This is a genomic window from Halorubrum ejinorense, assembly GCF_055389685.1.
Genome location: NZ_AP043777.1, coordinates 2,633,262 through 2,658,799 on the forward strand (window position 1 = coordinate 2,633,262; position 25,538 = coordinate 2,658,799).

The following is a 25,538-nucleotide window of genomic DNA, read 5'->3' on the forward strand; positions in this document are numbered from 1 at the left end:
AATCGACCGAAATCCGGCAGGCCGACGCGGAGTCGCCGACCCCCACGGCCCGGGATCAGGGCGCCGGGGGCGAGCGCCGGGGCTGGCCACCGCCCGCGCACAGCACGGCGTCATTTAAACCGCCGCGACGCGTACGACCGGTAATGAGTTCGTCCGACGACGAGTACGAGATCGCGGTGATCGGCGGCGGGCCCGCCGGGCTGACGACCGCCCTGTACGGGGCTCGACTGGGCCACGAGACGGTGCTCATCGACCGCGGCGGCGGGCGCGCGGCGATGATGGCCGACACGCACAACGTGATCGGCGTCACCGAGGAGGTGTCCGGCAACGAGCTGCTCGCGACCGGCCGCGAACAGGTCCAGTCGTACGGCGGCACCTTCGTCCGGGACTTCGTTACCGACGCGGTCGAGACCGACGACGGTCGGTTCCGGCTCTCGACGAACGACGCCGAGATCGTCGCCGACCACGTCGTTCTCGCGACCGGGTTCTCCGACGAGCGCCCGGACCCGCCGCTCCCGCGGAACGCGAAGGGGCTCCACTGGTGTCTCCACTGCGACGCGTACATGTTCGTCGACGAGCCGGTGTACGTGATGGGACACGGCGAGGCCGCCGCCCACGTCGCGATGATCATGCTGAACATGACCGACGAGGTGGACCTGCTCACCCGCGGCGCGGAGCCCACGTGGAGCGAGGAGACCGACGAGCAACTTCGCGCACACCCGGTCGAAATCGTCCACGAGGACGTTGCGGGCGTCGAGAACGATCCCGACTCCGGGTGGCTGGAGGCGATGGAGTTCGAAGACGGGACTCGTCGCGAGTACCGCGGCGGCTTCCCGATGTACGGCTCCGACTACAACACCTCCCTCGCGGAGGGGCTCGGCTGTGACCTCACCGACGGCGGCGAGGTCGACGTCGACGACCACGGCCGCACCAGCGTCGACGGCGTGTTCGCCGTCGGCGACGTGACGCCGGGCCACAATCAGGTCCCGGTCGCGATGGGACAGGGCGCGAAGGCGGGCATCGCGATCCACAAGAGCCTCCGCGAGTTCCCGCGCTCCCCCGAGGACATCGAGGCGAACGGCCCCGTCGGGGCCGACGAGGTGCCCGCCATCCCGCCGCACCTCATGGCGACCGCCGTCGCCCACGAGGGGCACGCGGGCGGGCCGCGCGAGGAGGCCGCCGAGACCCCGGCCGCGGACGACGACTGATAAACTCAGTTTATCATGGGATTTGTTTCGAGTTAACGGAAGAGACTCACACGAGGTTACTCGTCTTATCCCGGGATTTGTCCATCGAGCGACTGGTAAAGCTTGATATGACTTTCGTGTGAACTCTTTTGTATACATGGATGACGACGCGGTAGCCGAATACGTAGACGACACTCGGTCGACTATCGAGGCGGCGCCGCAGATGGACGAAGCCAATACGAAAGCCGCGATCCTTCAGAATTTTCTCACACTCCTTGGTTGGGAAATTCCGGAGAATACACAGCTAGAGTATTCGGTTGAAGCATTTGGTCAAACGTATAAGGTCGATTATGCCCTCGTTTTGGAGGGAACGCCGGTTGCATTCCTAGAAGCAAAGGGAGTCGACACACCGCTAAACGACGATCATGAGGAACAACTGTCGTCGTATATGTCCAATAAGAACGTCAACTACGGTATTCTCACGAATGCGGAGGAGTATCGGTTTTTTCAACGGCGGGTCTTGGGTTCCGAAGTGAGTATCAGCCGTGTCGGAATTGCTGACTTGGAGATGCTGACTGAGCGATCTACGTTACTCGAAGCATACACGAAAGATGATATTGAATCCGGAGAGGGGCGGGAGAAACTCGAACGGATAAACGAGCTTCGGCAGGCTCAGGACAAACTCAAGACACAGAAAGATAACCTCGCAGGAAATTTGGTCGAAGTCCTCACTCAGAGCGTGTTCGGATCGATCGCGCCGCTGGCCGAGTCGCAATCAAAAGAGCTCATTGACCGACTGATCGCAGATATAGAACATGAGATTGATACGGGTAATAGTGAATCCCACGACCCGGAGTCAGAAGAGACAGTAGGAAAATCACATACCGAGCTAGAAGATTCCAGTAATGCTGCGTATCGGATCGTGTTCTTGGACGGGAACAGTCCAATCGCTGAATTCTATGGCGACAGACAGACCGAGGCATTCGTAAAAGCAGTCGATTACCTAGCGAGCGAGTATTCACTAATTTCGAAGCTCAGCGAACTTCCGTATATTCCCGGTCGAACGCGACCGATTATACATGATGAAACCTCGACTAGTGAGTCAGAAATGGTTCAACCTCGGAAAGTAGCAGGTGGATACTACTTAGAGACTAATCTGAGTTCGACACAGAAGCAACGAGAGATTAGCCGTCTCATCGCCCATTACGATTTCACTGTTGAATTTCACGGAGAGTGGTGAAGATTCCTCTAATCCGCTAGATCATTCAGATAAGCGCCGGCCGGGACTCCCGCAAGCGAGCGCAGCGAGCGAGTGGGAGTACGGCCGGCGCACGACCGTAGGGAGTGCGCCGGCCGGGATTTGAACCCGGGCCATGAGCTTGGAAGGCTCAGGTCCTACCACTAGACCACCGGCGCTCGCGTCGGTCGATGACGCACCTACACGTAGGCGGAACGACTTTCATAAGCGTTCCGTGTTCAGCCGACTCGATCGGCCGTGAGCGGTCACGCTGGCTGGATCGCACTTAAAGAACCACGATACTGCGGGCGTCTCCCAGCGCCTTAGAAGGCTTTTCAGCGGCTAGGAAGCGTGTTCGGTACATATGTGTATAGCCATTCAACCTACACCCGTGAGGTGAGACCGATGTCATACCAAACAAGCAATCCGCTGGTCGGCGAGACCGAGTTCGCGCTGGAAGGCCCCTGGGCGACCTACTGGATCGCGTTCCTGCGCGTCGTCACCGGGTGGTGGTTCTTCCACGCCGGAGTCACCAAGATCATCGAGAACGGGTTCGCGTTCACCTACGGGCCGGCGTACATGAAGGGCATGACCGGCACCGCGCTGGGCGGCATCCCCGTCTGGATGGGAAACAACCTCGCGTGGCTCATCGAGCCCGGCGTGCCGCTGTTCGAGACGCTCATCGGCCTCGCGCTGATCGCGGGTGCGTTCACCCGGCTGGCCGCGTTCGGCGGGGTCATCTTCATGAGCCTGTTCTGGGTCGGGAACGCAGGCTTCGGTCACGGCGTCGTCAACAGCGACCTGATGGGTCTGCTGTTGTTCCTGACCGTGATCGTGCTCGCGGCCGGTCGGTACTACGGTCTCGACGCGCTCATCGAACAGACGGCGCTCGTCAAGCAGAACCCCAAGCTGCGGTACCTGCTCGGTTAAGAGGTGATTCAGTATGACAGACACCATTGACAAGGCGGCACGGGCGTTGAGCGCGGGACTGATGCTGTTCGGCATCGTGGTCCTCGGACTAGTCGAGACGTTCACCGGCAAACCGTTCGCCCCGGCCCCGATAACGAACGAGGCGGGCGAGGTGACCGCGATGCCGCTGATCAGCCCGGAGATCCGGACCGGCTTCGTGCTGGCCGGCCTCGCGGTGCTCGGGCTGTACGCGGCCTACCGGTTCGTGGCGCCGCTCCCGGAGGAACGGGGCGTCAGCCACGAGACGATGGCGGACTGAGAAGCGAGGTATCCAGCCGCGACGCGACCAGTAGTGCTCGTCGCCGCGGGCGACGACGACCACTTTCCTTCGTTCTGACGTTCGCTGAGAGCCGTCTCCGGCTACGCCGAGTCGTCGGCGTGCGGCTCGCCTGACTCTCCAGCTCCGTGAGCGGTGCCGCCGTCGGTGCTGGCGGGGGCGGCGTCGGACGACTCCTCGTCGTCACCGAACGAGAACGCCGACTCGGTCTCGGCGGTCACTTCGGCCGAGTCAGTTGAGTCGCCCCCGTCAGTCGTTTCGACCGGGTCTGTCGAGTCGCTCTCCTCGGTCGCTTCGCTCGCGTCGCTCGTCGCCGCCGAATCGCTCACCGCCGGTGTCCCGTCGGCGACCGTGTCAGTCGCCGAACCGGCGTCCGCGGTGCCGGACTCGATCGCTCCGCCCCCGTCGACGTCGACCTCGAACCCCTCGGTCATCTCCCGCAGGTCCCGGGCGCGCTCGTGGAGGTCGTGGGCCTGCTCGGAGACCTCGCCGAGCGTTGCGGCCTGCTGCTCGGCCGCGGAGGCGACGGTCGTCGCCTCGGCGGTCGTCTGTTGGCTCACGCCCGCGAGGTCGTCGACCGCACCGGTCACCTCGTTGACCGACGCCGCCTGCGCGTCCATCGCGCCGGAGATCTCCTGAACGCCGTCGTCGGCCTCGCTCACGCGGTCGGCGACCTCCGCGAGCGCGTCCTCCGCGTCCTCGACGACCGCGACGCCGTCGTCGACTCCCTCGCGGATGGCGGTCATCTCGTCGACGCTCTCGTCGGTGCGCTCGCGGAGGCCGTCGATTAGCGACTCCACCTCGGCGGCGGACTCCTGTGTCTCCTCGGCGAGCGACTTGACCTCCTCCGCGACGACCGCGAAGCCGGAGCCCGCCTCGCCGGCGCGAGCGGCCTCGATCGAGGCGTTCAGGGCGAGCAGGTTCGTCTGGTCGGCGATCTCCGAGATCGTCTCGACGATCTCGTCGACCTCCGCCATCTCGGCTTCGAGGCGCTCGATCGTCTCGGCGGCGGACTCGGAGCGCTCCTCGATCGCGTGGAGTTCCTCGACGGCGTCGACCGCGGCCTCGCGGCCGTCGGCGGTGAGCGCGTCGGCCTGCTGAGAGGTGGTCGCGACCTCGTCGGCCGACGCGGCGACCTCCTCGACGGTCGCCGACATGTCCTCCATCTCGCCGGCCACCTCGGCCAGCTGGCGGCTCTGTCGCTCCGCGCCGGAGGATATCTCGTCGACCGCGTCGCTCGTCTCGCGGCCGGCGGCCGCGGCCTCGTCGGTGCCGTCGGTCACCGCGTCGCTCCGGTCTGCCACCTCGACGGCGAACGCGTCGACCTCGGCGATCGCGGCCTCCAGCTCGTCCATGGCGGCGTTGAACTCCTCGGCGATCGAGTGGAGCGCGTCGGGGTCGTCGGGCTCGGCGTGGAGCCGGGCGGTCAGGTCGCCGTCGGCGCAGGCGGCCATCGTCTCGCCGAAGTCGTTCGCGCGCGCCTCTAACTGGTCGGCGAAGGCCTCGCTCTCCGCTTTCGCCGCCTCGGCGCGCTCCCGCTGGGTCTCGGCCGACTGGATCTGGTCGCGGAGGGAGTCGCGCATGGTCGCGAACGCGTCCGAGAGGTCGCCGAACTCGTCGCGCCGGTTCGTGTCGAAGTCGACGTCGAGGTCGCCGTCGGCCAGCGCCGACGCCCGCGACCGGAGCTGGTTCAGTTCGGCGACGGTGCCGCGGCCGAGCGTCGCGCCGATCACGCCGAGCCCGACGATCGCGACCCCGATGATGAGGAGGAGGTTCCGGCCGATCATCCCGGAGAGCGCGTACGCCTCCGAGAGCGGGACGTGCGTCGCCACGTACCAGTCTTCGGTCTCCGTCGGCGCGTACGCGACGAGGTACTCGCCGTCGCCGGCGAAGCCGAACGTCGCGGACGAGAGGAAGCCGACGGAGCGTTCCTCGCCGAACAGGGCCGCCCGCGTCTCGTTGTCGTACCGTTCGCCGGCGATCTGGTCGTTGTCGCTGGCCGCGATCTCACCGTTCGGCTGGACGATGGTGGTGAACGAGCCCGCGGTCGGCTGGCGGAGGTCTTCGACGACCGGCGCGAGCGCGACCTCCATGACGAGGTAGTCGCGCCGCGGCGTTCCGGCCACGTACGCGACCCGACGCTCGCCGTCGACCTCGTAGGCGGGCGAGACGTACACCTGATCGCCGAACAACAGTCCGTCGTCGAACCACGGCTGCTCGGTGACGGTCTCGCCGCCGTCGGTCTCGTTCGCGGCTTCCCGGTCGTCGTCGAACGCCGAGGCCAAGACGGTTCCCGTCTTCCGATCGACGTGGTGGAGCGCGACCGTCTCGGAGTTCGTGCGGGAGAACTGAGAGGAGAGATAGACGGAGACCGGGTCGGAGGAGTCGCGCGTGTACACGTTGTTGTCGGCGATGTCGGCGGCGGCCGCGCGGCGCTCCGTCGACCAGCCGTCGAGTTCGAGGGCGCTCAGCTCGGCCGTGGCCGAGTACTCGTTTTGCGCGTTGGATTCGAGCTGGTCCGTCGTCTCCGCGTACGTGACGGCACCGACGGCGCCGATGGCGAGCACGACGACGACGAGAGCGACGATGAACTTCGCGAGGTAGCTCCGCGTCACCGCGCCGGGGGCTATCCGGCGGAGGGTTCGTTCGAGGAAAGTGTCGGCCATTACCACAACGCGGTCGGCACGGGTTCTTTAATCCATGCACGTCGGTATCGGATCTGATAATCAGTGGTTCGGGACGGACACCGTCGCGTAGCAGTTCCCGCTCGAAACGTCTATCTGGCACGTTTCGAGTGCGCTTTCGGCGAGATCCGACTCGAACTCGCCGGGCGAGTAGATGTGATAGTACCGCGGAACCGTCTCCCCGCCCGGCAGCGTCCAGTCGACGGTCGTGTCGAACCCCTCGTCGCGGTCGAAGCGGTCGTGTGCCGTGCTCCACGCGCTGACGAGCGCGACTCCGCCCGGAGCGAGGACCCGAGCCAGTTCGTCGAGGCTCTCGACGCGGGCGCTCCGGGGCGCGAGGTGGTGGAGGGTGGCGACGTACACAGCCAGTCCGGCCGCGTTATCGCGGACCGGCAGCGCCGACGCGTCGCCGTGGACGAAGCCGGCCGCGTCCGCGAATCCCCGCTCGCGAGCGCGGGCGACCGCCTCGTCGAGCAGCCCGCGACTGAGGTCGACGCCGACGACGCTCTCGGCGCGCTCCGCGAGCGCCTCCGTGTGCCGACCGTTCCCGCAGCCCAGATCGAGAGCGCGGTCGGCCGAGCGCCCCTCCAGAAACGACTCGACCTCGGGCCACGCGTACTCCCGCGTCTTCGAGAAGTGCGCCGCGATGCGGTCGTAGGTCGCCTGTGGATCGCCCGTCGTGTCGGAATGTTCCGTCGGTTCCGGGCTCATACGCATCGCTCGACCGCGACGGGTTTAGCTCGTGCGGCCTCGGGCCGCGACTCCTGATCTCACGCCGAAAACCGATCTCGCGAGCGCGGGCGACCGCCTCGTCGAGCAGCGCGCCGAGCGACTCACACCAGTCCGATCGCGACGAACGCGACGAGCGTGAGCGAGAGCAGCACCACGACGTGTTTCGCGCCGTCGCGCACCGACCCCTCGCCGAGCTGTCCCGCGACGAGCCCGGAGCAGATCGCCTGAATCGACGCGGCGTGGAAGAACAGCTGCTCGTAGGCCGCCACGTCGATGTCGCCGATCCCGTCGGTGATCCCGCCGGGAGCGGAGGGGACGCTGCCGCCGGTTTCCGGCAGGCCGCCGCCGGTACCCGGGACGCCGGCCGCCTCGATGGCCGGGATGAACGACACCGAGAGCGCCGCGATGATCCCGAGGAAGACCAGAAAGGAGATGTAGATGACGATGAGGTACGTCAGCATCACTTGTCTGCGCTCTCGCCGGAGCGCCCACGTCGCTCGCGACTCGTCGGCGGCGATCCGGAGGACGGGCCCGATGTCGCCGCTCGCCCGGACCGCGTTGGTGACGAGCGCGACCGCCCGGGACATCATCGGCGACCGGACCCGCCGTTCGAGACGGCGCAGCGCGGTCGAGACGTCCGCGCCCCACTCGATGTCGCGACGGGTTCGACCGAGGTCCGCCGTCAGCGCCTCCAGGTTCGAGTCGGCGACCCGGCGGACGCTGCCGATCACCGAGGTCCCCGCCTCGTTGACGCTGGCGAACCGGTCGAGGAAGTCGGGCACGGCGGACTCGATGCGCCGGACACGCCGCTTCCGGAACTCGTAGGCGACCGCGTAGGTCGCGAGGACGAACGCGGTCGCGGTGACGACGGGGCCGTCGATCTGGTCGACCATCTCGACCGGCGTCCCGAGGGTGATCGGGAACGCGAACACGAGCAGCCCGACGACCGCGGCCGGCAGCGCGACGAGCAGCACCGTGCGCGGCGAGGCAAGCACGGTCTCGACCGGCGACTCGATCAACCCCCGGGCGCGCCGGAGGCTGTCGTAAATCCGGAGGCGCTCGCGGCTCTCGGCCCAGCGGTCCGCGGGGTCCGAGCCGCCTCCGGTCGCCGTCCCGCCGTCGAAGCGCGGGGACGCGCCGCGGTCGCCGGGCTCGTCGCTCGCGTGGCGCACCCCGTCGACGGACGGCGTGTTCGGGTCCGCCAGCGACGACTCCGCGACCGTCTCGGTCCCGCCGACGCCCTGCGTGACGCTGTCGACGTAGACGACGAACCCGAACGTCGCCAGCGGCACTCCGACGTAGACCACGACGCGCAACAGCGGCAGCGTGTCCTCCAAGACGAGCCCGATGACGACGAGGATCGTGATGAAAAACAGCGGTCCGGCGACCAGCGCCGTGACGTACGCCTCGGCGAACGTCGAGAGCAGTTCCAAGTACTGCTCCTGTTTCGCCTCCGCCTCCTGTTGGTACCGCTCGTACTGCTCGTTGAGGAACGTCGAGACCGGCTGTCCGGTGCCGAGCACCGAGGCGAGGTTCTCGGCGAAGTCGGCCACGTCGTCGCTCGGCGTCCGGCGAGCGATCCGCTGGAGCGCGGTGAGCGCGTCGGTTCCGAAGGCGTTCATATCGCGGACCGCGACCGACAGCTCGGTCGCCGCCTCGCCGTACACTGCCTCGTTCTCCGCGAGCGTGTCCATCACCCGCGGGAACGCCATGCCCGACCGCGAGAGCGCGTACATGAACGCGACCGTCCGCGGCAGGGTGGCGTCTATCTCGGCCGCGCGAGCGTGGGCGCGCTGGTCGAGCAGCTCCCACCGCGCGAGGTACGCGCCGATCGCGAGCCCCGACCCGACCGTCGCGGACACCGTCGCGAGCAGGAGGAACAGTCGGCCGAGCCCGAGGTCCGCGAGCCGCGCCACGACCGCGACGAACCCGAGTTGGGGCGGGAGCGCCGCGCGGATCGCGGCCTCGCCGACGTCGAGCGCGGCGAGCAGTCCCGCGGCCCCGTACACGCCGATGACGCTGCCGGCGACCCCGAGGACGGCGGCGTACAGCAGGGTCCGCGACGCGTACACGCGGTGGGTGGTGCCGGCGACGTGGGCCGCGCGCATCCGGTCGCGCTGGGCCCGCCGCCGGCTCTCGTCCTCGCCGACGTAGTCGCCGAACGCCAACAGCGCGGCGCGGGTGACGAGCAGGTCGGCGCGCTCGTCGACGAGCGGCAGCGCGAGCGCGAGACAGGCCGCGACCGCGGCGGCGAGCGGGAGGTACTCGATCATCCGCCCGTGGGGTCGGCCGCTCGCCCGCCCGCGGCGAGGTCGTCGTCCGCGGCGAGTTCGTCGGCGTCGACGCCCTCGGCCGCGGCGGCGCGCTCGTCGAGCCGGTCCATCACCGTCTCCGGGTCGGCGTAGTACTCGTTGACGAGGGCGGTGAACGTGCGGTAGTCGTTGATTCCCAGCCCCGAGAGCAGTTCGAGGAAGCGCTCGCGGCGGCGGACCTCGCGGAGCAGCTCCGACCGCGACCAGCCGCGCTCGTCGGCGATCTCCTCCATCAGCGACGAGTCGTTCCGGCGGAACGTGTCCGACTCCGGCCGCCACTCGAACGCCGAGGAGTAGTCGAGCTCGCCGGTTCGCTGGTCGATGCCACCGATCTCGCCGATCGTCTTGGCCCGGCGCACGCGCTCGTCCCCGGAGCGGGTGAGCGTCTGGACCGAGAGCATGTCCAGCGACTGGACCATGGCGCGCGGGACGTTGATCGGCTCGTTCTCGAGCCGGTTGATCACCGTCTCGATCGAGTCCGCGTGCATCGTCGAGAAGGTGGTGTGGCCCGTGTTCATCGCCTGGAACAGTGTGATCGCCTCCTCGCCGCGCACCTCGCCGACGATGATGTACTCCGGCCGGTGGCGCAGCGCGGAGCGCAGGAGGTCGTACATGTCGATGTCCGTCCCCTCGTACCGGCGCTCGCGGGTGACCGCCGAGAGCCAGTTGTCGTGGTATAAGGAGAGCTCGCGGGTGTCCTCGATGGTCAGCACCTTCGCGCGCGGCGGGACGAACATCGACACCGCGTTCATCGAGGTGGTCTTCCCGGAGGCGGTGCCGCCGGCGAAGATGAGGCTCTTGTTGTGCTCGATACAGAGCCAGAAGTACGCCATCTGCTCGACGGAGAAGGTCCCGTACTCCACGAGGTCGACCGGCGTGAACGGGTCCTCGGCGTACTGGCGGATGGTGAACGCCGAACCGCGGGGAGTCACCTCCTCGCCGAGCGCGAGCTCCGCGCGCGACCCGTCGGGAAGGGTGGTCTCGACGATGGGGTCGCCGACGGAGACGTGGCGGCCGGACTGCTGGGCGAGGCGGATCACGTAGCTGTCGAGCGCCTCCTGGCCGAACGAGACGTTCGTCTCGATGTCGGTGTAGTCGTCGTGGTAGACGAAGATGGGGAGGTCGTACCCGTCACAGGAGACGTCCTCGATGTGGCGGTCGTTGAGGAGCGGGTCGACCTTGCCGTAGCCGCGGAAGTCGCGGTAGAGGTAGTACGCGAGCGCGTGGAAGGTGTCCATCCCGGCCTCGAAGCCGTATCCCTCCAACAGCGCCTTCAACTCCGAGCGGAGCGTCTCCTCGTCGGTCTTGCCGGTCCCCTCGCGGTACAGGAGGGGGTCGCGGATGTCGTCGACGACGCGGTCGAGCAGGTCGCGCTCGACGGCGTCGAGTTCGGGTTCGACCGCGTAGTAGCGGTGTTCGCTCTCGGCCTCGTCGTAGGTGATGACGACGTAGGCGTACGGGGCGTTCACCCAGTACCGGTCCACCTCGCGTTCGTCCTCGGGGACCACGAACGACGCGAGCGGGCCGTCCTCGCCCGGCCGGAACGGCCGGACGTCGAGCGTGGATCCCCGGATCACCTCCCACGTGCGTGAGAGGCGCCGCTGGAAGGCCTCGATGCGGTCGCCGAGGTCGCTTCCGCCGGCGTCACTCGCCATTGATACGAGGTCCTAGAGGCCGGGGGAGTTTAAATTACCCCCAGCGATTATCACGCACGACATCGGAGGCGACCGCCGGCAGCGGAGCGCGGTCGCGGCGAGGCCGGCGGCTCCGCCGGGGCCCACTCGGTGCGAACGTCCGGTCGCGGCGAGCCTGTGGCGCTGATCCGCCCGTTACGTTGATACGGCCGGGCCGCAAAGCAACCGACAGGAAATGCGGCGTGACTACTTCGATCTGACCGTTGAGGGCGTCGCCGACGGCGCCGGTTCCCGGTCGCCTCCGCTGGTGCGGATCGACTTCCACGGACCGGAGGAACTGCTCCGCGACCGGCTCTCGGGCGGCGAGAGCGACGGCGCAGTCGGGGACGACGACCTGCTCGGCGCCGACCAGATAGACGTCGCGTTCCGGCTTCGAGAGCCGCTGGGCGAGGCGGACGACCCGGAGGGCGTCGTCGGGGTCACCAACCGGTACACCGGCGACTTCGTCCTCGAACTCAACGAGACGGCGACGGACGTGCTCCCCTTCATCCACGCCGCGCGCAACGCCACCGACGACGGGGACGCTCGGTACCGGATCGAGATCGACATCGACGGCGACCGCCTCGTCGACTACGACAAAGACACGTTCCTCGTGTACGACCACGAGGGGAACCTCCTCCGCAGCGAGAGCCTCATCCCGTCCGGCGTCGAGCTGTGAGGCCGGCTGGCCCCCCGACGCTCACAGGCTGACGTTGTCGGGGACGAGCCGCACCGAGTCGCCGGGCCGCAGGTCGAAGGCGCCGTCCCCGCGGCCGTCGTTTACGTCGCACTCCACGTAGCCGTGGCTCCCGACCGTGACGAGCCGCTCCCCGGGGTCGACGGCGCCGAACGTCTCCGCGACCGGCGTCAGGTCGCCGTCGACGCGGACCCAGTCCCGGCCGCGGACCAGGTCGCCGGGGACGTTGGTGACGACGTTCCCGAACCGATCGATCGCGAGTACCTCGCCGTCGACGGCGACCACGTCGCCGTTCTCGCGCTCGACGGACGGCTCCGGGAAGACGATGTCGACGGGGTCGCTCGCGGGCGAGAGGTCGTCCATCGACGCGAGCGCGTCGGCGACCGCCTCGGGGTCCGTGGCGGGCCCCGTCTCGGCCGCTCCGGCCTCGTCGAGCGCCACGCGGACGCGGGCCGCCGTCGGGGCGAACACGTCGCGGCCGTGGAACGTCGCGCTCGCCGGGTCGTCGACCGCTATCGTCCGGACTTCGACGTCCTCGTCGTCGCCCGCCAGCGCCCGGGCCGGCGGCATGGCGAGGCCGTTGTCCGGCGCGACGATGACGTGGGCGCCGGCCCGGACGACGAGCGCGTCGCGATCGGTGCCGACGCCGGGGTCGACGACGGCGCAGTGGACCGCCGGCGGGAACTCCGGGAGCACGAACCGGAGCCAGAAGGCGGCCGCACGCGGGTCGCCGCGGGGCAGGTCGTGGGCGACGTCGATCAGTTCGGCGCGCGTGTGGCGGCGGATCACTCCCTTCATCGCGGCGGGATACGGCGAACCGAAGTCAGAGGTGAGCGTGATCATATCCGTACCCGCGGGCGGGGATCGGTTAAAACGAACGGGCCGGTCGTCGCGGCGGGCGTCACGACGGGCGGCTCAGGCGTCGGAGGGCTCGTCGCCGTTCGCGTCGGTCTCGGCGATCCGGCGGATGCGCTTGACGCCGTCGACCTCGCGGATCACGTCGACGACGGCGTCAGGGACGAGGTCGGTCCAGTCGCGGCCGCGGATCATCCGCTCGCGGAGCTCGGTCCCTTCCAACACGTCGCGCCGGAACATCGGCGACTGGCGCACCTCGACGCCGGCCTCCTCGAACAGCCGGACCACGAGGGGGTTGTTCGAGTACGCCACGTCGAACCGCGGGGTCATGCTCTGGACGTGGCTCACCCAGACGGAGTTGCGGTCGAGGTCCTCGATGGGGACGACGTAGGTGGTGGCGTCGAGCCCCTCGACGGCCTTCGTCACCATCATCACGCGCTCGCCGGCCGTGAAGGGGTTTCTCGTGGTGTGAGAGTCGCCGGCGGAGCCGATCCCCAAGACGAGCTCGTCGACCTCCGCCGCGATCTCTTCGATCATGTGCCGGTGGCCGTGGTGGAAGGGCTGATACCGGCCGATGTAGAACCCCCGCATGAGTTCACGTAGCGTGGCCGCCATTTATAAACCCCGCGGGAACGGCCTGACGCCGATATCTGGGGGTAAAAGCCTTCTAGATGGGTTTTACTGCGCCCATGCTGAGGGGTCCGGGGGGAGAAAGTATATCAGTAGCCGACCCGTCGTTTTCAACAGCGACACCCGATTCTATGAGCAACGAGAAGGACACGAACGACCCGACGGCCGACGACCCCGACGACCCGCCTCACGGCGACGTCGACGACTCGAGCCCGACGGGGAACGGCGAGGACGCCACGCGCGGCGACCCCGAGCCCGACGACGGTTCGGCGAGAGAGCCCGGCGTCGAGGGGGACACGGCCGCGGACTCCGGCGGGGAGTCGGCCGACGACCCCGACGACGCGGACGACCCCTGGGACGACGGTATCGTCGTCGACGAGGGCGACGGGTTCGACGAGACCGAGATCGTCGACGGTCCCGAGGGGGACCGGAACGGCGACGGGGCCGGCCCCGCCGACGACGGCGGGATAGACGATCTCGGCAGCACCGTCGAGGTCGAGGGCGCCGAAATAGACGAAGACCCGGACGAAGACGACCTGCTCGGCGGACTCAACGTCGACACGACCGCCGAAATCGAGATCCCCGACCGGCTCGTCGACCAGGTCATCGGGCAGGAACACGCCCGCGACGTGATCATCAAGGCGGCCAAACAGCGCCGCCACGTGATGATGATCGGCTCGCCCGGGACCGGGAAGTCGATGCTCGCGAAGGCGATGTCCGAACTCCTCCCCAAAGAGGAGCTTCAGGACGTGCTGGTGTATCACAACCCCGACGACGGCAACAAGCCGAAGGTCCGCACCGTGCCGGCCGGCAAGGGCGACCAGATCGTCGAGGCGCACCGCGAGGAGGCGCGCAAGCGCAACCAGATGCGGTCGCTCCTCATGTGGATCATCATCGCCGTCGTGTTGGGCTACGCGCTCATCATCGTCGGCCAGATCCTCGTGGGCATCATCGCGGCCGGCGTGGTCTACCTCGTCTTCCGCTACCTGAACCGCGGGTCGGACGCGATGATCCCGAACCTGCTGGTGAACAACGGCGACACGAAGACCGCGCCGTTCCGCGACGCGACCGGCGCGCACGCCGGCGCACTGCTCGGCGACGTCCGGCACGACCCGTTCCAGTCCGGCGGGATGGAGACGCCCAGCCACGACCGCGTCGAGGCCGGGGCCATCCACAAGGCGAACAAGGGCGTGCTGTTCATCGACGAGATCAACACGCTGGACATCCGCAGCCAGCAGCACCTCATGACGGCGATCCAGGAGGGCGAGTTCTCGATCACGGGCCAGTCCGAGCGCTCCTCGGGCGCGATGGTCCAGACCGAGCCCGTCCCGACCGACTTCGTCATGATCGCGGCCGGGAACCTCGACGCGATGGAGAACATGCACCCGGCGCTCCGGAGCCGTATCAAGGGGTACGGCTACGAGGTGTACATGGAGGACACCATCGAGGACACCCCGGAGATGCGCCGGAAGTACGTGCGCTTCATCGCCCAGGAGGTCGCGAAGGACGGGCGCCTGCCGGAGTTCTCCGCCGAGGCCGTCGAGGAGATAATCCTCGAGGCCAAGCGGCGCTCCGGCCGGAAGGGCCACCTCACGCTGAAGATGCGGAACCTCGGCGGGATGGTCCGGGTCGCGGGCGACATCGCCCGCGGCGAGGACGCCGACGTCACGACCCGCGAGCACGTCCTTCAGGCGAAGGGCCGCTCGCGGTCCATCGAGCAGCAGCTCGCCGACGACTACATCGAGCGCCGGAAGGACTACGAGCTTCAGGTCTCCGACGGCTACGTCACCGGTCGGGTCAACGGCCTCGCCGTGATGGGCGAAGACTCCGGGATCATGCTCCCGGTGATGGCCGAGGTGACGCCGACGCAGGGCGGCGGCCAGGTGATCGCCACCGGCCAGCTCAAGGAGATGGCCGAGGAGTCCGTCCAGAACGTCTCGGCGATCATCAAGAAGTTCTCCGACGAGAACATCTCTGAGAAGGACATCCACATCCAGTTCATCCAGACCGGTCAGCAGGGCGTCGACGGCGACTCCGCGTCCATCACGGTCGCGACCGCCGTCATCTCCGCGCTGGAGAACGTCGGCGTCGACCAGAGCCTCGCGATGACCGGCTCGCTGTCGGTCCGCGGCGACGTGCTCCCCGTCGGCGGGGTGACCCACAAGATCGAGGCGGCCGCGAAGGCCGGCTGCGACCGGGTCATCATCCCGGCGGCCAACGAGCAGGACGTGATGATCGAAGACGAGTACAAGGAGATGATCGAGATCATCCCGGTCTCGCACATCAGCGAGGTCCTCGACATCGCCCTGGAGGGCGAGCCCGAGAAGGACTCGCTCGTCGCCCGTCTGAAGTCGATCACCGGCTCTGCGCTGAAGGACGGCAACGTCTCCGGCCCGTCCAGCCCGAGCCCGCAGTAGGCGGGTCGGCGCGTCGCCGTCCGCTTTTTCGCTCTCGCTCCGTCCCCGAGAGCCTCCGCACCGCGAGCGGGCAGCGTGCGCGGAGACTCCGGGTGCCTCCGACGACCTCGACCGTCTCGCCGGCGATGATATCCTCGAGACCGTCGTCACGCGGGACGGCGACGAGATGTCGGTCGACGGGCCGTTCGTCGCGGTGGGCGCCGGCGGCCGTCAGCTCTCTCGAAGCGCTCCGCGGTGCGAAGGCGGCGGCCACGACGAGCTGGACTCACGGCTTGCTTGACGGGAGGTTACCAGCCGCGAGACGCTTATATAAATCCACATAATGCGGCGTGTCGCCCAATACGGGCGTGGTTTTAGGTACGCCTAAATGGTGGCCGCGCTGGTCGACGTCCCGGCGAACGAGTGGATCGAACTGATCGACGTACCGGACGACGAGTCGCGCGCCCGATTGCTGCGGCTGGGCCTCCTCGACGGCCGCGTCAAGTGTCACCGACGGATCCGTAACGGGCCGGTCGTCGTGCGGCGTCGCGGGACGGAGGTTGCGCTGGGGCGGCCGCTCGCCCGGGAGGTCACCGTCGAGCGAGCGGGGCGCCACGGCGAACAACGATGACGGCGAACGGAGGGCCGGCGAACGAGGAGGGGGCGAACGGCGAGACGGGAGACGAGTTCGGTCCCGGCGACACCGAGGCGAACGTAGCGCTAGTGGGGGGCCCCGAACGCGGGAAAGAGCGTGCTTTTCGGCAGTCTCACGGCCGAGTACGCCGACGTCTCGAACTACCCCGGCACCACGGTCGAGACGGCCGCGGTGACCGTCGGCTCGACTCGCCTGATCGACACCCCCGGGGTCCACGGTATCTCGTCGTTCTCCGAGGCGGAGCGGGTCACCCGAGAGGCCGTCCTCGAGGCGGACGCGGTCGTGAACGTCGTCGACGCCACGCAGCTCGACCGGGACCTGTTCGTGACCCTACAGCTGCTGGACATGGGCGTTCCGACGGTCGTCGCGTTGAACATGATGGACGAACTCGAGGCGGACGGCGTCGAGGTCGACGTCGGCTCCTTGGAGGCGGCCCTCGGCGTCCCGGTCGTGCCGACCGTCGCCGTCACCGGGTCGGGCGTCGACGAACTCCGGGAGCGGGTCCCGGAGGCGTCCGCCCCCGAGTCGACGCCCGTCGACTCGCACTACGACGCGCTCCCCGACGCGGTCGAGGCCGGCCGGGCGGAGAAGACACTCCTCGTCGAGGGAGACGAGCCAACGGCCCGTCGCGTCGGTGCCTGCGACCTCGTGGCCGACGGGGGAGACGGGCCGCTCAGCGGCGTCGGAGATCGAGAGGCGGTGTACCGCGAGCGCCGGAACCGGGTCCGGTCGATCGTCGACTCGGTGGAACGGGACGCCGGCTCCGGGCGGGTCGCCGGGCAGCGGATCGGCGATCTGTTGATGCGGCCGGTGACCGGGGTCCCGATCGCGGTCGGACTCCTCGTCGCGGTATTCTATTTCATGGGGGTGGTCGTCGCGCAGCGGGTCGTCGGCTACGCGGAGGAGGTACTGTTCGGTCGGTACTACAACCCCGCGGTCGAGGCGGCCGTCGCGGACCTTCTCCCGGCAAGCCAGTGGGCCGCCCCCGTCGAGTTCCTGCTCGTCAACGACAACTTGGGGCTGCTGACCATCACCGTCCAGTACGTTCTCGGCGTCCTGCTCCCGCTCGTGATCGCGTTCTACCTCGTGGTCGGGACGCTCGAGGACGCCGGCGTCCTGCCGCGGCTGGCCGTCTTGACCGACAGGGGGCTCAACCGGATCGGGCTCAACGGCCGCGCGGTCGTCCCGCTTATCGTCGGCGTGGGATGCGTGACGATGGCGGTCATCTCGACACGGATGGTGGGGTCGCGTCGGGAGCGGCTCATCACGACGGCGCTGCTGGGGCTCGCGATCCCCTGCTCGGCGCAGATCGGCGTCATCATCGGGCTGCTGGCCGGACTCGGAGTCGCCTGGTGGGGCGGCTACCTCGCGGTGCTGCTCGGGGTCCTCGGCGTCGCCGGCGTCTTCCTTGACCGGGCGCTCCCCGGCCGACAGGACCCGCTGATCGAGCAGTTGCCGCGACTGCGCGTCCCTCGTCCGAGGAACGTCGCTCGGAAGACGGCAAACCGGAGCGCCGCGTTCCTCGGGGAGGCGGCCCCCCTGTTCGGAGCGACCGCGGCGGCGGTGTCGACGCTCGACTACGTCGGGGCGCTGGACGCGATAGTCGAGGTCCTTCGGCCGCTGACCGCGGCGCTCGGCTTACCGGCGTCGTTCGGTCAGGTGCTCGTCTTGGGGCTGATCCGGCGAGACTTCGCCGCCGCCGGAATGACCGACGCGGCGCTGTCGGCCTCACAGACCTTCGTTGGGCTGATCGTCGTCACGCTGTTCGTCCCGTGTATCCTCACGATGGCGGTGATACTCAGGGAGCGCGACGCGCGGAGCGCACTCCTCGTGTGGGTCGGATCCTGGGTCACGGCGTTCACGGTCGGCGGCGTCGTCGCCGCCGCGCTGGAGGTGGTCGCGTGATCTGTCCGCGCTGCGAGTACGAGTTCGACCCGGCAAACGGGCTCTCGTGTCCGCGGTGTGGCGTCTCGCCGTCCTGCTCGGACGTTAGCTGCGCCGAGTGCGGCGCCTGTTCGCGGCCTCTCGATCGCCTTCGGCACGGGGTCGCCGAACGGCTGCGCGGCGGGAGCCGGGCCGACGACGGAGACGGACGCGACGAGTCCGCGGAGGAGTCCTGACGGCCGCCGGGTCAGCCGACCGACTCCCAGTTCCGGTACAGCGCCACGCCGAACGCGAAGACGATCCCGCCGACGCCGACCTGCCGACCGACCGTCCCGAAGTCGCCGGCGAGGCCGGCGATAACCGCTCTGACGGCCATTATCAGCGTGACGAGCGCGACGAGCGTCAGCACGGCGTGCCGTGTCCCCATGAGCGGCCGTAACCGCTTCGCCCCCCAAAGGAATGGGTTGGCACAGGACAATTTCCGCGGCGCCTCGTCGAGGCCTCGACGGCTCGAGGCCGGGCGACGGCGGCGCTTGTCCTGTGCCAACTCCGGGGTTATAGAGGAGGAGTACCCAGCACCGGATGAAGCGATCGACCGCGGCGCGCGTCGAAGGGACTCGCCGATCCGGCCACTCACCACCACATGATCGATCCAGTACTCGCAAGCCGATTCCAGTTCGCCCTGACGACGATCGTCCACATCATCTTCCCGGTGATGAGCATGGGGCTGGCTCCGTTCCTGATCTACTTCACGTGGAAGGACGTCCGGGGCGGCGATCCGGTGTACGAGCAGTTGCGGCGCTTCTGGACCAAGATCTTCGCTATCTCGTTCGTCGTCGGGACGGTCACCGGGATCGTCCTCGAGTTCGAGTTCGGAACCAACTTCGCGGCGTTCTCGACGACCGCCGGAGAGCTGTTCGGCGGCCCGCTCGCTATCGAGGGGATGATGGCGTTCATGCTGGAGGCGACGTTCCTCGGCATCTTCGTGTTCGGTCGCGAGCGCGTCTCCGACCGGCTGTACGTGGTGTCCAGCCTCGCCGTGGGCGTCGGAACGTGGCTGTCCGCCGTCTGGATCCTCATCGCGAACTCGTGGATGCAGATGCCGCGCGGCTACGAGCTCGTCACCGAGGACGGACAGCAGGTGGTCCACCTCGTCGACCCGGTCGCGGCGTACCTGACCCCGCGGTTCGGGTACATGTACGTCCACATGCAAAACGCCGCCGTCGAGTCGGTGGCGCTGTTCATGGCCGGCGTCTCCGCGTACTACGTCTACCGACACCACGTCTGGGGGCACCAGACCGAGAACGTCGTCTTCTGGCAGAAGACGCTCAAGATCGCGCTGGTCGCGCTGCTCATCACGGCCCCGCTACAGGTGCTCCAGGGCGACCTGTACGCGCGTCACGTCTACGAGACGCAACCACAGAAGTTCGCCGCCATGGAGGCGGTCTGGGACACCGAGGCGTACGTCCCGGAGTACATCTTCGCGATTCCGACCGACCTGAGCCAGTTCACCGACCCCCGCGCGAAGGAGCTGTTCGGCATCGGCATCCCGGGCGGCGCGTCTTGGCTCGCCAGCGGGGGCGACGCGACCGCGGAGATACGCGGACTGAACACGTTCGACACGGAGGCGCCGCCGGTCGCCGTCGTGTTCTGGTCGTTCCGCGCGATGGTCGGAATGGGCTTTTGGTTCATCCTCCTGGCGTTCTGGGGCGGCTACCGATGGTACACGGGCGAGCTGTTCGAGGACGGACTGCTCCACAAGTCGCTGATGGCGTCCAGTCTGCTCGGGATCGTCGCGGTCGAACTCGGGTGGGTCGTCACGGAGGTCGGCCGCCAGCCCTGGGTGATCCAGGGCGTGATGAAGACGAGCGAGGGAGTCTCTCCGGGTCTCACCGGTACGGAAGCGATGGTCACGCTCGCGGGGTTCGTCGGGGTCTACGCCGGTATCCTCGCGCTGTACACGTACGTCGTCGCGCGGGTGATCCGAGAGGGTCCGCCGAGCGCGAGCGCGCTGAGGGCTACCGACGAGCGCGACGCCGAACCCGCGGGGGTGCCCGGCGATGACTAACGCCGTCGACGCGCTCGCGGCGGGCCCGCTTTTCGGCCTGCCGCTCCCGGATCTGTGGTTCGCGCTGGTGTTCGCGATCCTGGGGACGTTCCTGTTCCTCGACGGCTTCGACTTCGGCGCCGGCGCGATCTTCGCGACGCTTCGCGAAGACGAGGCGCGCGAGGCGGTGCTGTCGGCGATCGGCCCGTTTTGGGACGGGAACGAGGTGTGGCTCGTCGTCTTCGGCGGCGCGCTGTTCGCCGCCTTCCCGTCGGTGTACGCGGGGCTGTTCAGCCGGCACTACCTGCTGATGTTCGGCATCCTCGGCGCCCTCATCCTCCGGGGGCTGGCGCCCGAGATGTACGAACAGCGCCACGACGAGCGGTGGCAGCGGTGGTGGGGACGGTCGTTCGTCGCCGGCAGCGTCCTCGCGCCGTTCCTCCTCGGCGCGTTCGCGGGCAACTGGCTCGTCGGGACTCCCCGGTCGTTCACGCTCGTCGGCGTCGTCGCGGGCGCCACCGTCACGGCGCTGACCGTCGTTTCCGGCGCCGCGTTCCTCCGGCTGAAGGCCCGAGACGCGCTTCCCGAAACGGTGACGCGGATCGGAGTCGGGGCCGTCGCGGCGTACCTCCTCGCCGTCGTCGCGACCCTCGGCGCCCTGGTGACCCGACTCCCGGCCGGCGTCGACGCGCTGCTGTCGCCCCCGGTGCTCGCGCTGGTCGCCGCCTCCGTCGCGCTCGGCGTGGGCTACGCCGTCGCGCTTCGACGGGGGGCGAACGTCGCCGCGCTCGCGGCGGCCGCGGGACTGACGTACGGGCTGATCGCGGTGGTCGCGACACTCATGTACCCGCGTATCGACCCGGCGACGGGGGCGACGGTGAGTGACGCCGTCGTCTCGACGTTACCGCTGAACCTCATGTCGATCGGCGCGGCCCTGCTGTTACCGCTGATCGCCGCGTACTTCGCCGTCCTGTACTCGGCGTTCAGCGGACCGGTATCGGCCGAGGAGGCGTACTGAGATGAGCGACGGCTCAGCGGCGAACGCGCCGAGTCGCCGGTCGCCGGTCGGAACGCTGCTGCTCTCGCGCGTGCTCATCACGTGGGCGGAGCTCCTCGCCGTCGGGTTCGGCGGGGCCGTCGCGGGCGGCGCCGCGTCCGGTCCGCCCCAGCTCGTCGTCTACTTCGCGACGATACTGGCCGCGGTCGCCGTGTTCATGTACAACGTCGACCGGCTCGTCGCCGCGCGCGTTCGGGAGGCGACGTGAGCCGAGCGCTCCCCAAGTGGCTCAGGCGGGGACGGACGGAGACGACCGGAGGGCGTCCCGCCCTGGTCCGCGGACCGGGAGCAACCGGGCGGCGACGCGCCGGGAGTCAGCTCGCTCGCCGACGGGACGGGCTGAACGGTCCGATTCCGTGGCGCTTGGCGACGATACCGAACAGCAGCGCGGCGCTCGGCAGGAACAACAGCGCGCCCAGCGCGGTGACCGCGTCGTCGTGGGCGAGTCCGAAAGCGACTCCCCCGACTCCGGCGACGAGCGCGACGAGCGCGGGTATCAGGAGACGGCTTCGGAGCGCGGTGGGGATTCCCCGAGTCGAACGTGACCGTGCCATACGAGACAACGTAAGTGCGTCGGGCGCATATGAAACGCGTTGTCGAGGGCCAACTTCCCGGCGAAATGCGGTCGGCCCCGACCGCTCGGCCGAACCCGACCGCGAGGCGGAGACCGCGAACCGAGACAGAAGCAACGAACGAGTTCACCGTCAGATGTACGACTTCACGTTTACAATAACGTACGAACCCGGCGCCGACGAGTACGTCGACCTGTTCATCGACCGGGAGTCCCTCCAGTCGGAGGCAACTTACTCGTGTCTCGACCCCACGGAGCTGTGGAAGCTCGAATCGGTGACCGGCGAGGCGGCCGACCTCGACGCCGTCGACGAGCTGCTCTTGGACGAGTCCGTCGACCGCGAGTCGATCAGCGCTCGGGAGTGTCGCTCGAACCGCGCGACGAGCCTGTTGACCCGCGAGCAGCGGCGGCGAGTGACGTACACGTACGTCTCCGACGTGGACTACTGCGAGTCCGTGCCGCTGATCGCGGCGAAGTACGTCGACGGGGGCGTCCTCTTCGAGCAGACGCGGTCCGGCGATACGGTCCGGTGGCGCGTGTTGGTACAGGACGACTCGAAGATCGGGCTGCTGTACGACACGCTGTCCGCGAAGCTCGGCGACGGGCTGTCGTTCTCGTTCGAACACCTGACCGAGGTCGACCACTGGGAGAGCGAGCTGCTCTCCCGGCCGGACGTCCCCGCCAAGCAGCGCGAGACCCTGCTGCTCGCGGTCGAGCGGGGGTACTTCGAGACGCCGCGGGCCGTGACGCTCGACGAGCTCGCGACGGAGCTCGAAGAGCCGCGCTCGACGGTGTCGTACCGGCTCCGACGCGCGACCGCTGAGCTGGCGAAACGATTCGCGGACCAACGAACATGACCGCCGAAACCCCCACCGACGAAGATCAGCGAGGGCCGACAGACGCGTCGACTGGCGATCGCTACCCGACGGACGTACTCGTCAGCGCCGACTGGGTGCACGCCCGGCACGACCGGTTCGGCTCCGACGCGACCGACATGCGGCTGCTCGAGGTCGACGTCAACGCCTCGTTTTACGAGGAGGGTCACGCGCCCGGCGCCGTCGGCGTCGACTGGCGGACCGACCTCCGGTCGGCGGAGGTACACGACATCCTCTCGCCGGCGGAGATGACCGCCTTCCTCGAATCGCGGGGGATCACCGAGGAGACGACCGTCGTCATCTACGGGGACAACAGGAACTGGTTCGCGGCGCACCTGTACTGGCAGCTCGCTCACTACGGCCATTCGGACGTCAGGATCATGGACGGCGGTCGCGAGTACTGGACGGAACACGGCTACCCGACCACGACGGAGTCGGTCGCGCCCCCCGACGTGACGTACGGAGACGCGCCCGACGCGCCGACCAGGCCGGAGGTGCGGGCCGCCCGCACGGACGTGCGGGCGGCGATCGGTACCGACGCGAAGTTCGTCGACGTCCGTCTGCCCGAGGAGTTCCGCGGCGACGTCACGAAGCCGCCCGGCAGCGACGAGGGAGCGATGCGGGGCGGGCACATCCCCGGGGCGACGAACGTGTTCTGGGCCGAGAACGTCCGCCCCGACGGCCTGTTCAAGTCGCGCGAGGAGCTCGCGGACGTGTACGAGTCCCGGGGAGTCACCCCCGACGACGACGTGATCGTCTACTGCCGGATCGGGGAACGGTCGTCGGTCACGTGGTTCGTTCTCGAGGAGCTGCTCGGATACGAACACGTGCGACACTACGACGGCTCCTGGACCGAGTGGGGAAACATGATCGGCGTCCCGATCGAAGTCGGCGAGCCGGACGGTGACAGCTAGCCGCCTCGAAGCGGCGGCGACGCCGGACTTGTCGTGTGCCAAACGGACACACTAGCCGCTGTGCGCGCAATCTCTGATAATGAGCGGTTCTCACGTCGAGTCGAAGGCGAAGCGCACAGGAGGGGGGGACGGAGCCCGACGAAGCGAGCCACCATCACCGGTCGTTCGCGATGAGTGACGCCGGCTCGGAAGACGACGAGTCGCAGTTCGTCCAGCGGCTCCTCGACGCCCTGAGCGAGGAGACGAACCGGACGATCTTGTCCGCGCTCGACGAGCCGACTTCGGTCGCCGAACTCGTCGAGGAGTGCGGTATCCCGACGTCGACGGTGTACCGGCGCTTGGACACGCTCAACGAGTTGGACCTGGTGACGGAACACGTTTCGATAGACGCCGAAAGGGGGCGGTATCGACGCTACGAGCGGAACGTGAGCCGGGTCTCGATCGCCGTCGACGAGCGCGGGCGACTCAGAACTCGCGTCGAACGCCCGAACGGCGAGCCCGACGAAGCGGTGACTTGGGGGCCGACCGCGAGGTAACGCCGCCCCCAACCGACGGTCGTCAGGGAACCGCGGGACCGCCCGCCGTTGGCGTGTGGCTGGGGCCGCTCGCGCAGGCCCTCCGGAGGGCGAACGCGGCGAGCCACCGGATCGGGCCCCCGTCGCCCCGCCCTCTTTTTATCCCGGGAGCGTTTACGGCGGACGATGAGCGGCAAACCGACGGTCGGGGAGTACATGACCCGCGAGGTGGAGACGGTCAGCCCGGACGAGACGGTGGCGACCGTCGCGCGTCGCATGGCCGACAGCGACGGCCACAACGGGTTCCCGGTGACGCAGGGCCGCACCGTGGAGGGGTTCGTCTCGGCCGGGGACCTGCTGCTCGCGGACGACGACGCCCCGGTGTTCACCGTGATGACGGAGAACCTGATCGTCGCGCACCCCGACATGAAGGTGACAGACGCCGCCCGCGTAATCTTACGCTCCGGCATCCAGCGGCTCCCCGTCGTCGACGACGCCGACAACCTCGTCGGGATCATCTCGAACACCGACGTGGTCCGCTCGCAGATCGAGCGCGCGACGCCCGGCAAGGTCGGGAAACTGATGCGCACCCTCGCGCAGATTCACGGCGTCGACCTCGACGAGGAGCGGCGCGAGGTCGAGATAGCGGCGCTGACCCCGACGCAGGCACGAGTGTACGCCGACGAACTGGAGGGACGGCAGTACGAGCTCGAACACGGGCTCGCCGAGCCGCTCGTCGTCATCGACAACGGCGGCACCCTCTACCTCGCGGACGGCCACCATCGGGCCATGGCCGCTCGCAAGGCCGGCATCGAGACGATGGACGCGTACGTGATCGTCCCCCGGACCCCCGTCGAACTGGGGATGGCGAAGACCGCGGAGAAGGAGGGGCTCCGCGTCGTCGAGGACATCGAGATCGTCGACTACGCGCGGCATCCGCTCGTGGAGACCACGAAACGGCTCCAGTGAGGAACCGGGACCGACTCCTGCCTGCCGGCGGGGTGAATCCGTGGCTCTCGCAGACACATTTTTATGAGACGACAGGAAAGGAAGCGTATGGGATCACGAATCCGAACAGCGTTGAGCAGGGCGAAGTACGCGGCCGTCGGCGCCGCAGTGGGCGCTGCGGTCGGTGGACTGTGGAGTCGAAACGCGGCCAGCACGGGCGGGGGATTGGGCGCACTAGCGGGCGCGAGCCTCGCGGAGCTGCGGTCGGACGCGGGCGGCGTGTTCGCCGACGAAGACGACGGCGAGGAGGAAGTTACGGACGAGGCGGAGACAGACGCGGCGGCGTGACCGCGGCGATCCGGTAGAACCCGCATCGGGAGCGGGCCGCGAGGCCGCCGGCCGCATCGGGAACGTCTATACCGG

General features: G+C 68.4%; 24 protein-coding genes and 1 tRNA gene. 16 read left to right on the forward strand and 9 right to left on the reverse strand.

Translation table 11 applies throughout. The features are described from left to right. Positions 1–143 precede the first annotated feature (143 nt). Together ACZ5KW_RS14585 and ACZ5KW_RS14590 are read left to right on the forward strand one after the other, a co-directional pair. The gene (locus ACZ5KW_RS14585) at positions 144–1,208 is read left to right on the forward strand and encodes an NAD(P)/FAD-dependent oxidoreductase (protein WP_343780725.1); all 1,065 of its coding nucleotides are present in this window, start codon (positions 144–146) and stop codon (positions 1,206–1,208) included. 136 nt (positions 1,209–1,344) lie between these two features. Next, positions 1,345–2,427 carry a type I restriction enzyme HsdR N-terminal domain-containing protein gene (locus tag ACZ5KW_RS14590; RefSeq protein WP_343780724.1) on the forward strand — a complete coding sequence of 361 codons (1,083 nt, stop codon included), beginning with the start codon at positions 1,345–1,347 and terminating at the stop codon, positions 2,425–2,427. Between the two features lie 105 nt (positions 2,428–2,532). Here the strand turns inward: ACZ5KW_RS14590 and ACZ5KW_RS14595 are convergent. Further along, a tRNA-Gly gene (locus ACZ5KW_RS14595) sits at positions 2,533–2,603 on the reverse strand. Positions 2,604–2,829: 226 nt separating this feature from the next. Between ACZ5KW_RS14595 and ACZ5KW_RS14600 the strand changes: the two genes are divergently transcribed. Together ACZ5KW_RS14600 and ACZ5KW_RS14605 are read left to right on the forward strand one after the other, a co-directional pair. Continuing rightward, positions 2,830–3,354, forward strand: coding sequence for a DoxX family protein (locus ACZ5KW_RS14600; RefSeq protein ID WP_343780722.1), 525 nt, complete (start codon positions 2,830–2,832; stop codon positions 3,352–3,354). A 13-nt stretch (positions 3,355–3,367) separates the two neighbouring features. Then, positions 3,368–3,652 (forward strand): hypothetical protein, encoded by a 285-nt coding sequence (locus ACZ5KW_RS14605; protein ID WP_343780721.1) that lies wholly within the window; start codon positions 3,368–3,370, stop codon positions 3,650–3,652. Between the two features lie 101 nt (positions 3,653–3,753). Here ACZ5KW_RS14605 and ACZ5KW_RS14610 read toward each other — a convergent pair whose 3' ends face one another. The 4 genes from ACZ5KW_RS14610 to ACZ5KW_RS14625 all read right to left on the reverse strand — a co-directional run bounded on the left by ACZ5KW_RS14610 (position 3,754) and on the right by ACZ5KW_RS14625 (position 11,053). Further along, positions 3,754–6,336 (reverse strand): methyl-accepting chemotaxis protein, encoded by a 2,583-nt coding sequence (locus ACZ5KW_RS14610; RefSeq protein ID WP_343780720.1) that lies wholly within the window; start codon positions 6,334–6,336, stop codon positions 3,754–3,756. A 60-nt stretch (positions 6,337–6,396) separates the two neighbouring features. Beyond that, the gene (locus ACZ5KW_RS14615; protein ID WP_343780719.1) at positions 6,397–7,065 is read right to left on the reverse strand and encodes a class I SAM-dependent methyltransferase; all 669 of its coding nucleotides are present in this window, start codon (positions 7,063–7,065) and stop codon (positions 6,397–6,399) included. Positions 7,066–7,187: 122 nt separating this feature from the next. Beyond that, on the reverse strand, positions 7,188–9,359 hold the full coding sequence (locus ACZ5KW_RS14620) for a type II secretion system F family protein (RefSeq protein ID WP_343780717.1): 2,172 nt from the start codon (positions 9,357–9,359) through the stop codon (positions 7,188–7,190). Next, positions 9,356–11,053: a type II/IV secretion system ATPase subunit gene (locus ACZ5KW_RS14625; protein ID WP_343780716.1), complete on the reverse strand. Its 1,698-nt coding sequence runs from the start codon at positions 11,051–11,053 to the stop codon at positions 9,356–9,358. The genes ACZ5KW_RS14620 and ACZ5KW_RS14625 overlap by 4 nt, the downstream gene beginning before the upstream one ends. 214 nt (positions 11,054–11,267) lie before the next feature. Between ACZ5KW_RS14625 and ACZ5KW_RS14630 the strand changes: the two genes are divergently transcribed. Next, positions 11,268–11,750: a DUF5793 family protein gene (locus ACZ5KW_RS14630; protein WP_343780715.1), complete on the forward strand. Its 483-nt coding sequence runs from the start codon at positions 11,268–11,270 to the stop codon at positions 11,748–11,750. 21 nt (positions 11,751–11,771) lie between these two features. Here ACZ5KW_RS14630 and ACZ5KW_RS14635 read toward each other — a convergent pair whose 3' ends face one another. After that, positions 11,772–12,611, reverse strand: coding sequence for an SAM hydrolase/SAM-dependent halogenase family protein (locus ACZ5KW_RS14635; RefSeq protein WP_343780714.1), 840 nt, complete (start codon positions 12,609–12,611; stop codon positions 11,772–11,774). Positions 12,612–12,683: 72 nt separating this feature from the next. Beyond that, entirely contained in the window at positions 12,684–13,214 is a 531-nt protein-coding gene (locus tag ACZ5KW_RS14640; RefSeq protein WP_343780712.1) for a nicotinamide-nucleotide adenylyltransferase, read from the reverse strand. A gap of 170 nt (positions 13,215–13,384) precedes the next feature. Here ACZ5KW_RS14640 and lonB point away from each other — a divergent pair, with 170 nt between their 5' ends. From lonB to feoB, 3 genes are all read left to right on the forward strand, one after another. After that, the gene (gene lonB, locus ACZ5KW_RS14645; protein ID WP_343780711.1) at positions 13,385–15,670 is read left to right on the forward strand and encodes an ATP-dependent protease LonB; all 2,286 of its coding nucleotides are present in this window, start codon (positions 13,385–13,387) and stop codon (positions 15,668–15,670) included. Positions 15,671–16,037: 367 nt separating this feature from the next. After that, the gene (locus tag ACZ5KW_RS14650; protein ID WP_343780710.1) at positions 16,038–16,280 is read left to right on the forward strand and encodes a FeoA domain-containing protein; all 243 of its coding nucleotides are present in this window, start codon (positions 16,038–16,040) and stop codon (positions 16,278–16,280) included. A gap of 120 nt (positions 16,281–16,400) precedes the next feature. Then, positions 16,401–18,209, forward strand: coding sequence for a ferrous iron transport protein B (gene feoB / locus ACZ5KW_RS14655; protein ID WP_343780709.1), 1,809 nt, complete (start codon positions 16,401–16,403; stop codon positions 18,207–18,209). Positions 18,210–18,435: 226 nt separating this feature from the next. Here the strand turns inward: feoB and ACZ5KW_RS14660 are convergent, their stop codons facing one another. Further along, positions 18,436–18,615, reverse strand: a complete 180-nt coding sequence (locus ACZ5KW_RS14660) for a DUF8073 family membrane protein (protein WP_343780708.1) — start codon at positions 18,613–18,615, stop codon at positions 18,436–18,438. Between the two features lie 216 nt (positions 18,616–18,831). On the opposite strand from ACZ5KW_RS14660, the gene ACZ5KW_RS14665 reads away from it, so the two are divergent. Genes ACZ5KW_RS14665 through ACZ5KW_RS14675 form a run of 3 tightly spaced genes read left to right on the forward strand, consistent with a single transcriptional unit; the run spans position 18,832 to position 21,500 of the window. Beyond that, entirely contained in the window at positions 18,832–20,256 is a 1,425-nt protein-coding gene (locus ACZ5KW_RS14665; protein WP_343780707.1) for a cytochrome ubiquinol oxidase subunit I, read from the forward strand. After that, the gene (locus ACZ5KW_RS14670) at positions 20,249–21,253 is read left to right on the forward strand and encodes a cytochrome d ubiquinol oxidase subunit II (protein WP_343780706.1); all 1,005 of its coding nucleotides are present in this window, start codon (positions 20,249–20,251) and stop codon (positions 21,251–21,253) included. The genes ACZ5KW_RS14665 and ACZ5KW_RS14670 overlap by 8 nt, the downstream gene beginning before the upstream one ends. Before the next feature lies 1 nt (position 21,254). Further along, the gene (locus ACZ5KW_RS14675; RefSeq protein ID WP_343780705.1) at positions 21,255–21,500 is read left to right on the forward strand and encodes a hypothetical protein; all 246 of its coding nucleotides are present in this window, start codon (positions 21,255–21,257) and stop codon (positions 21,498–21,500) included. Positions 21,501–21,606: 106 nt separating this feature from the next. Here ACZ5KW_RS14675 and ACZ5KW_RS14680 read toward each other — a convergent pair whose 3' ends face one another. Beyond that, on the reverse strand, positions 21,607–21,846 hold the full coding sequence (locus ACZ5KW_RS14680; protein WP_343780703.1) for a hypothetical protein: 240 nt from the start codon (positions 21,844–21,846) through the stop codon (positions 21,607–21,609). 154 nt (positions 21,847–22,000) lie between these two features. Here ACZ5KW_RS14680 and ACZ5KW_RS14685 point away from each other — a divergent pair, with 154 nt between their 5' ends. From ACZ5KW_RS14685 to ACZ5KW_RS14705, 5 genes are all read left to right on the forward strand, one after another. Beyond that, on the forward strand, positions 22,001–22,720 hold the full coding sequence (locus ACZ5KW_RS14685) for a helix-turn-helix domain-containing protein (RefSeq protein WP_343780702.1): 720 nt from the start codon (positions 22,001–22,003) through the stop codon (positions 22,718–22,720). Then, entirely contained in the window at positions 22,717–23,652 is a 936-nt protein-coding gene (locus ACZ5KW_RS14690; RefSeq protein ID WP_343780701.1) for a sulfurtransferase, read from the forward strand. The genes ACZ5KW_RS14685 and ACZ5KW_RS14690 overlap by 4 nt, the downstream gene beginning before the upstream one ends. 170 nt (positions 23,653–23,822) lie before the next feature. Beyond that, positions 23,823–24,188 carry a winged helix-turn-helix domain-containing protein gene (locus ACZ5KW_RS14695; protein WP_343780700.1) on the forward strand — a complete coding sequence of 122 codons (366 nt, stop codon included), beginning with the start codon at positions 23,823–23,825 and terminating at the stop codon, positions 24,186–24,188. A gap of 165 nt (positions 24,189–24,353) precedes the next feature. Beyond that, entirely contained in the window at positions 24,354–25,136 is a 783-nt protein-coding gene (locus ACZ5KW_RS14700) for a CBS domain-containing protein (protein ID WP_343780699.1), read from the forward strand. A gap of 87 nt (positions 25,137–25,223) precedes the next feature. Then, positions 25,224–25,463, forward strand: coding sequence for a hypothetical protein (locus ACZ5KW_RS14705; protein WP_343780698.1), 240 nt, complete (start codon positions 25,224–25,226; stop codon positions 25,461–25,463). The last annotated feature ends 75 nt before the right edge of the window (positions 25,464–25,538 follow it).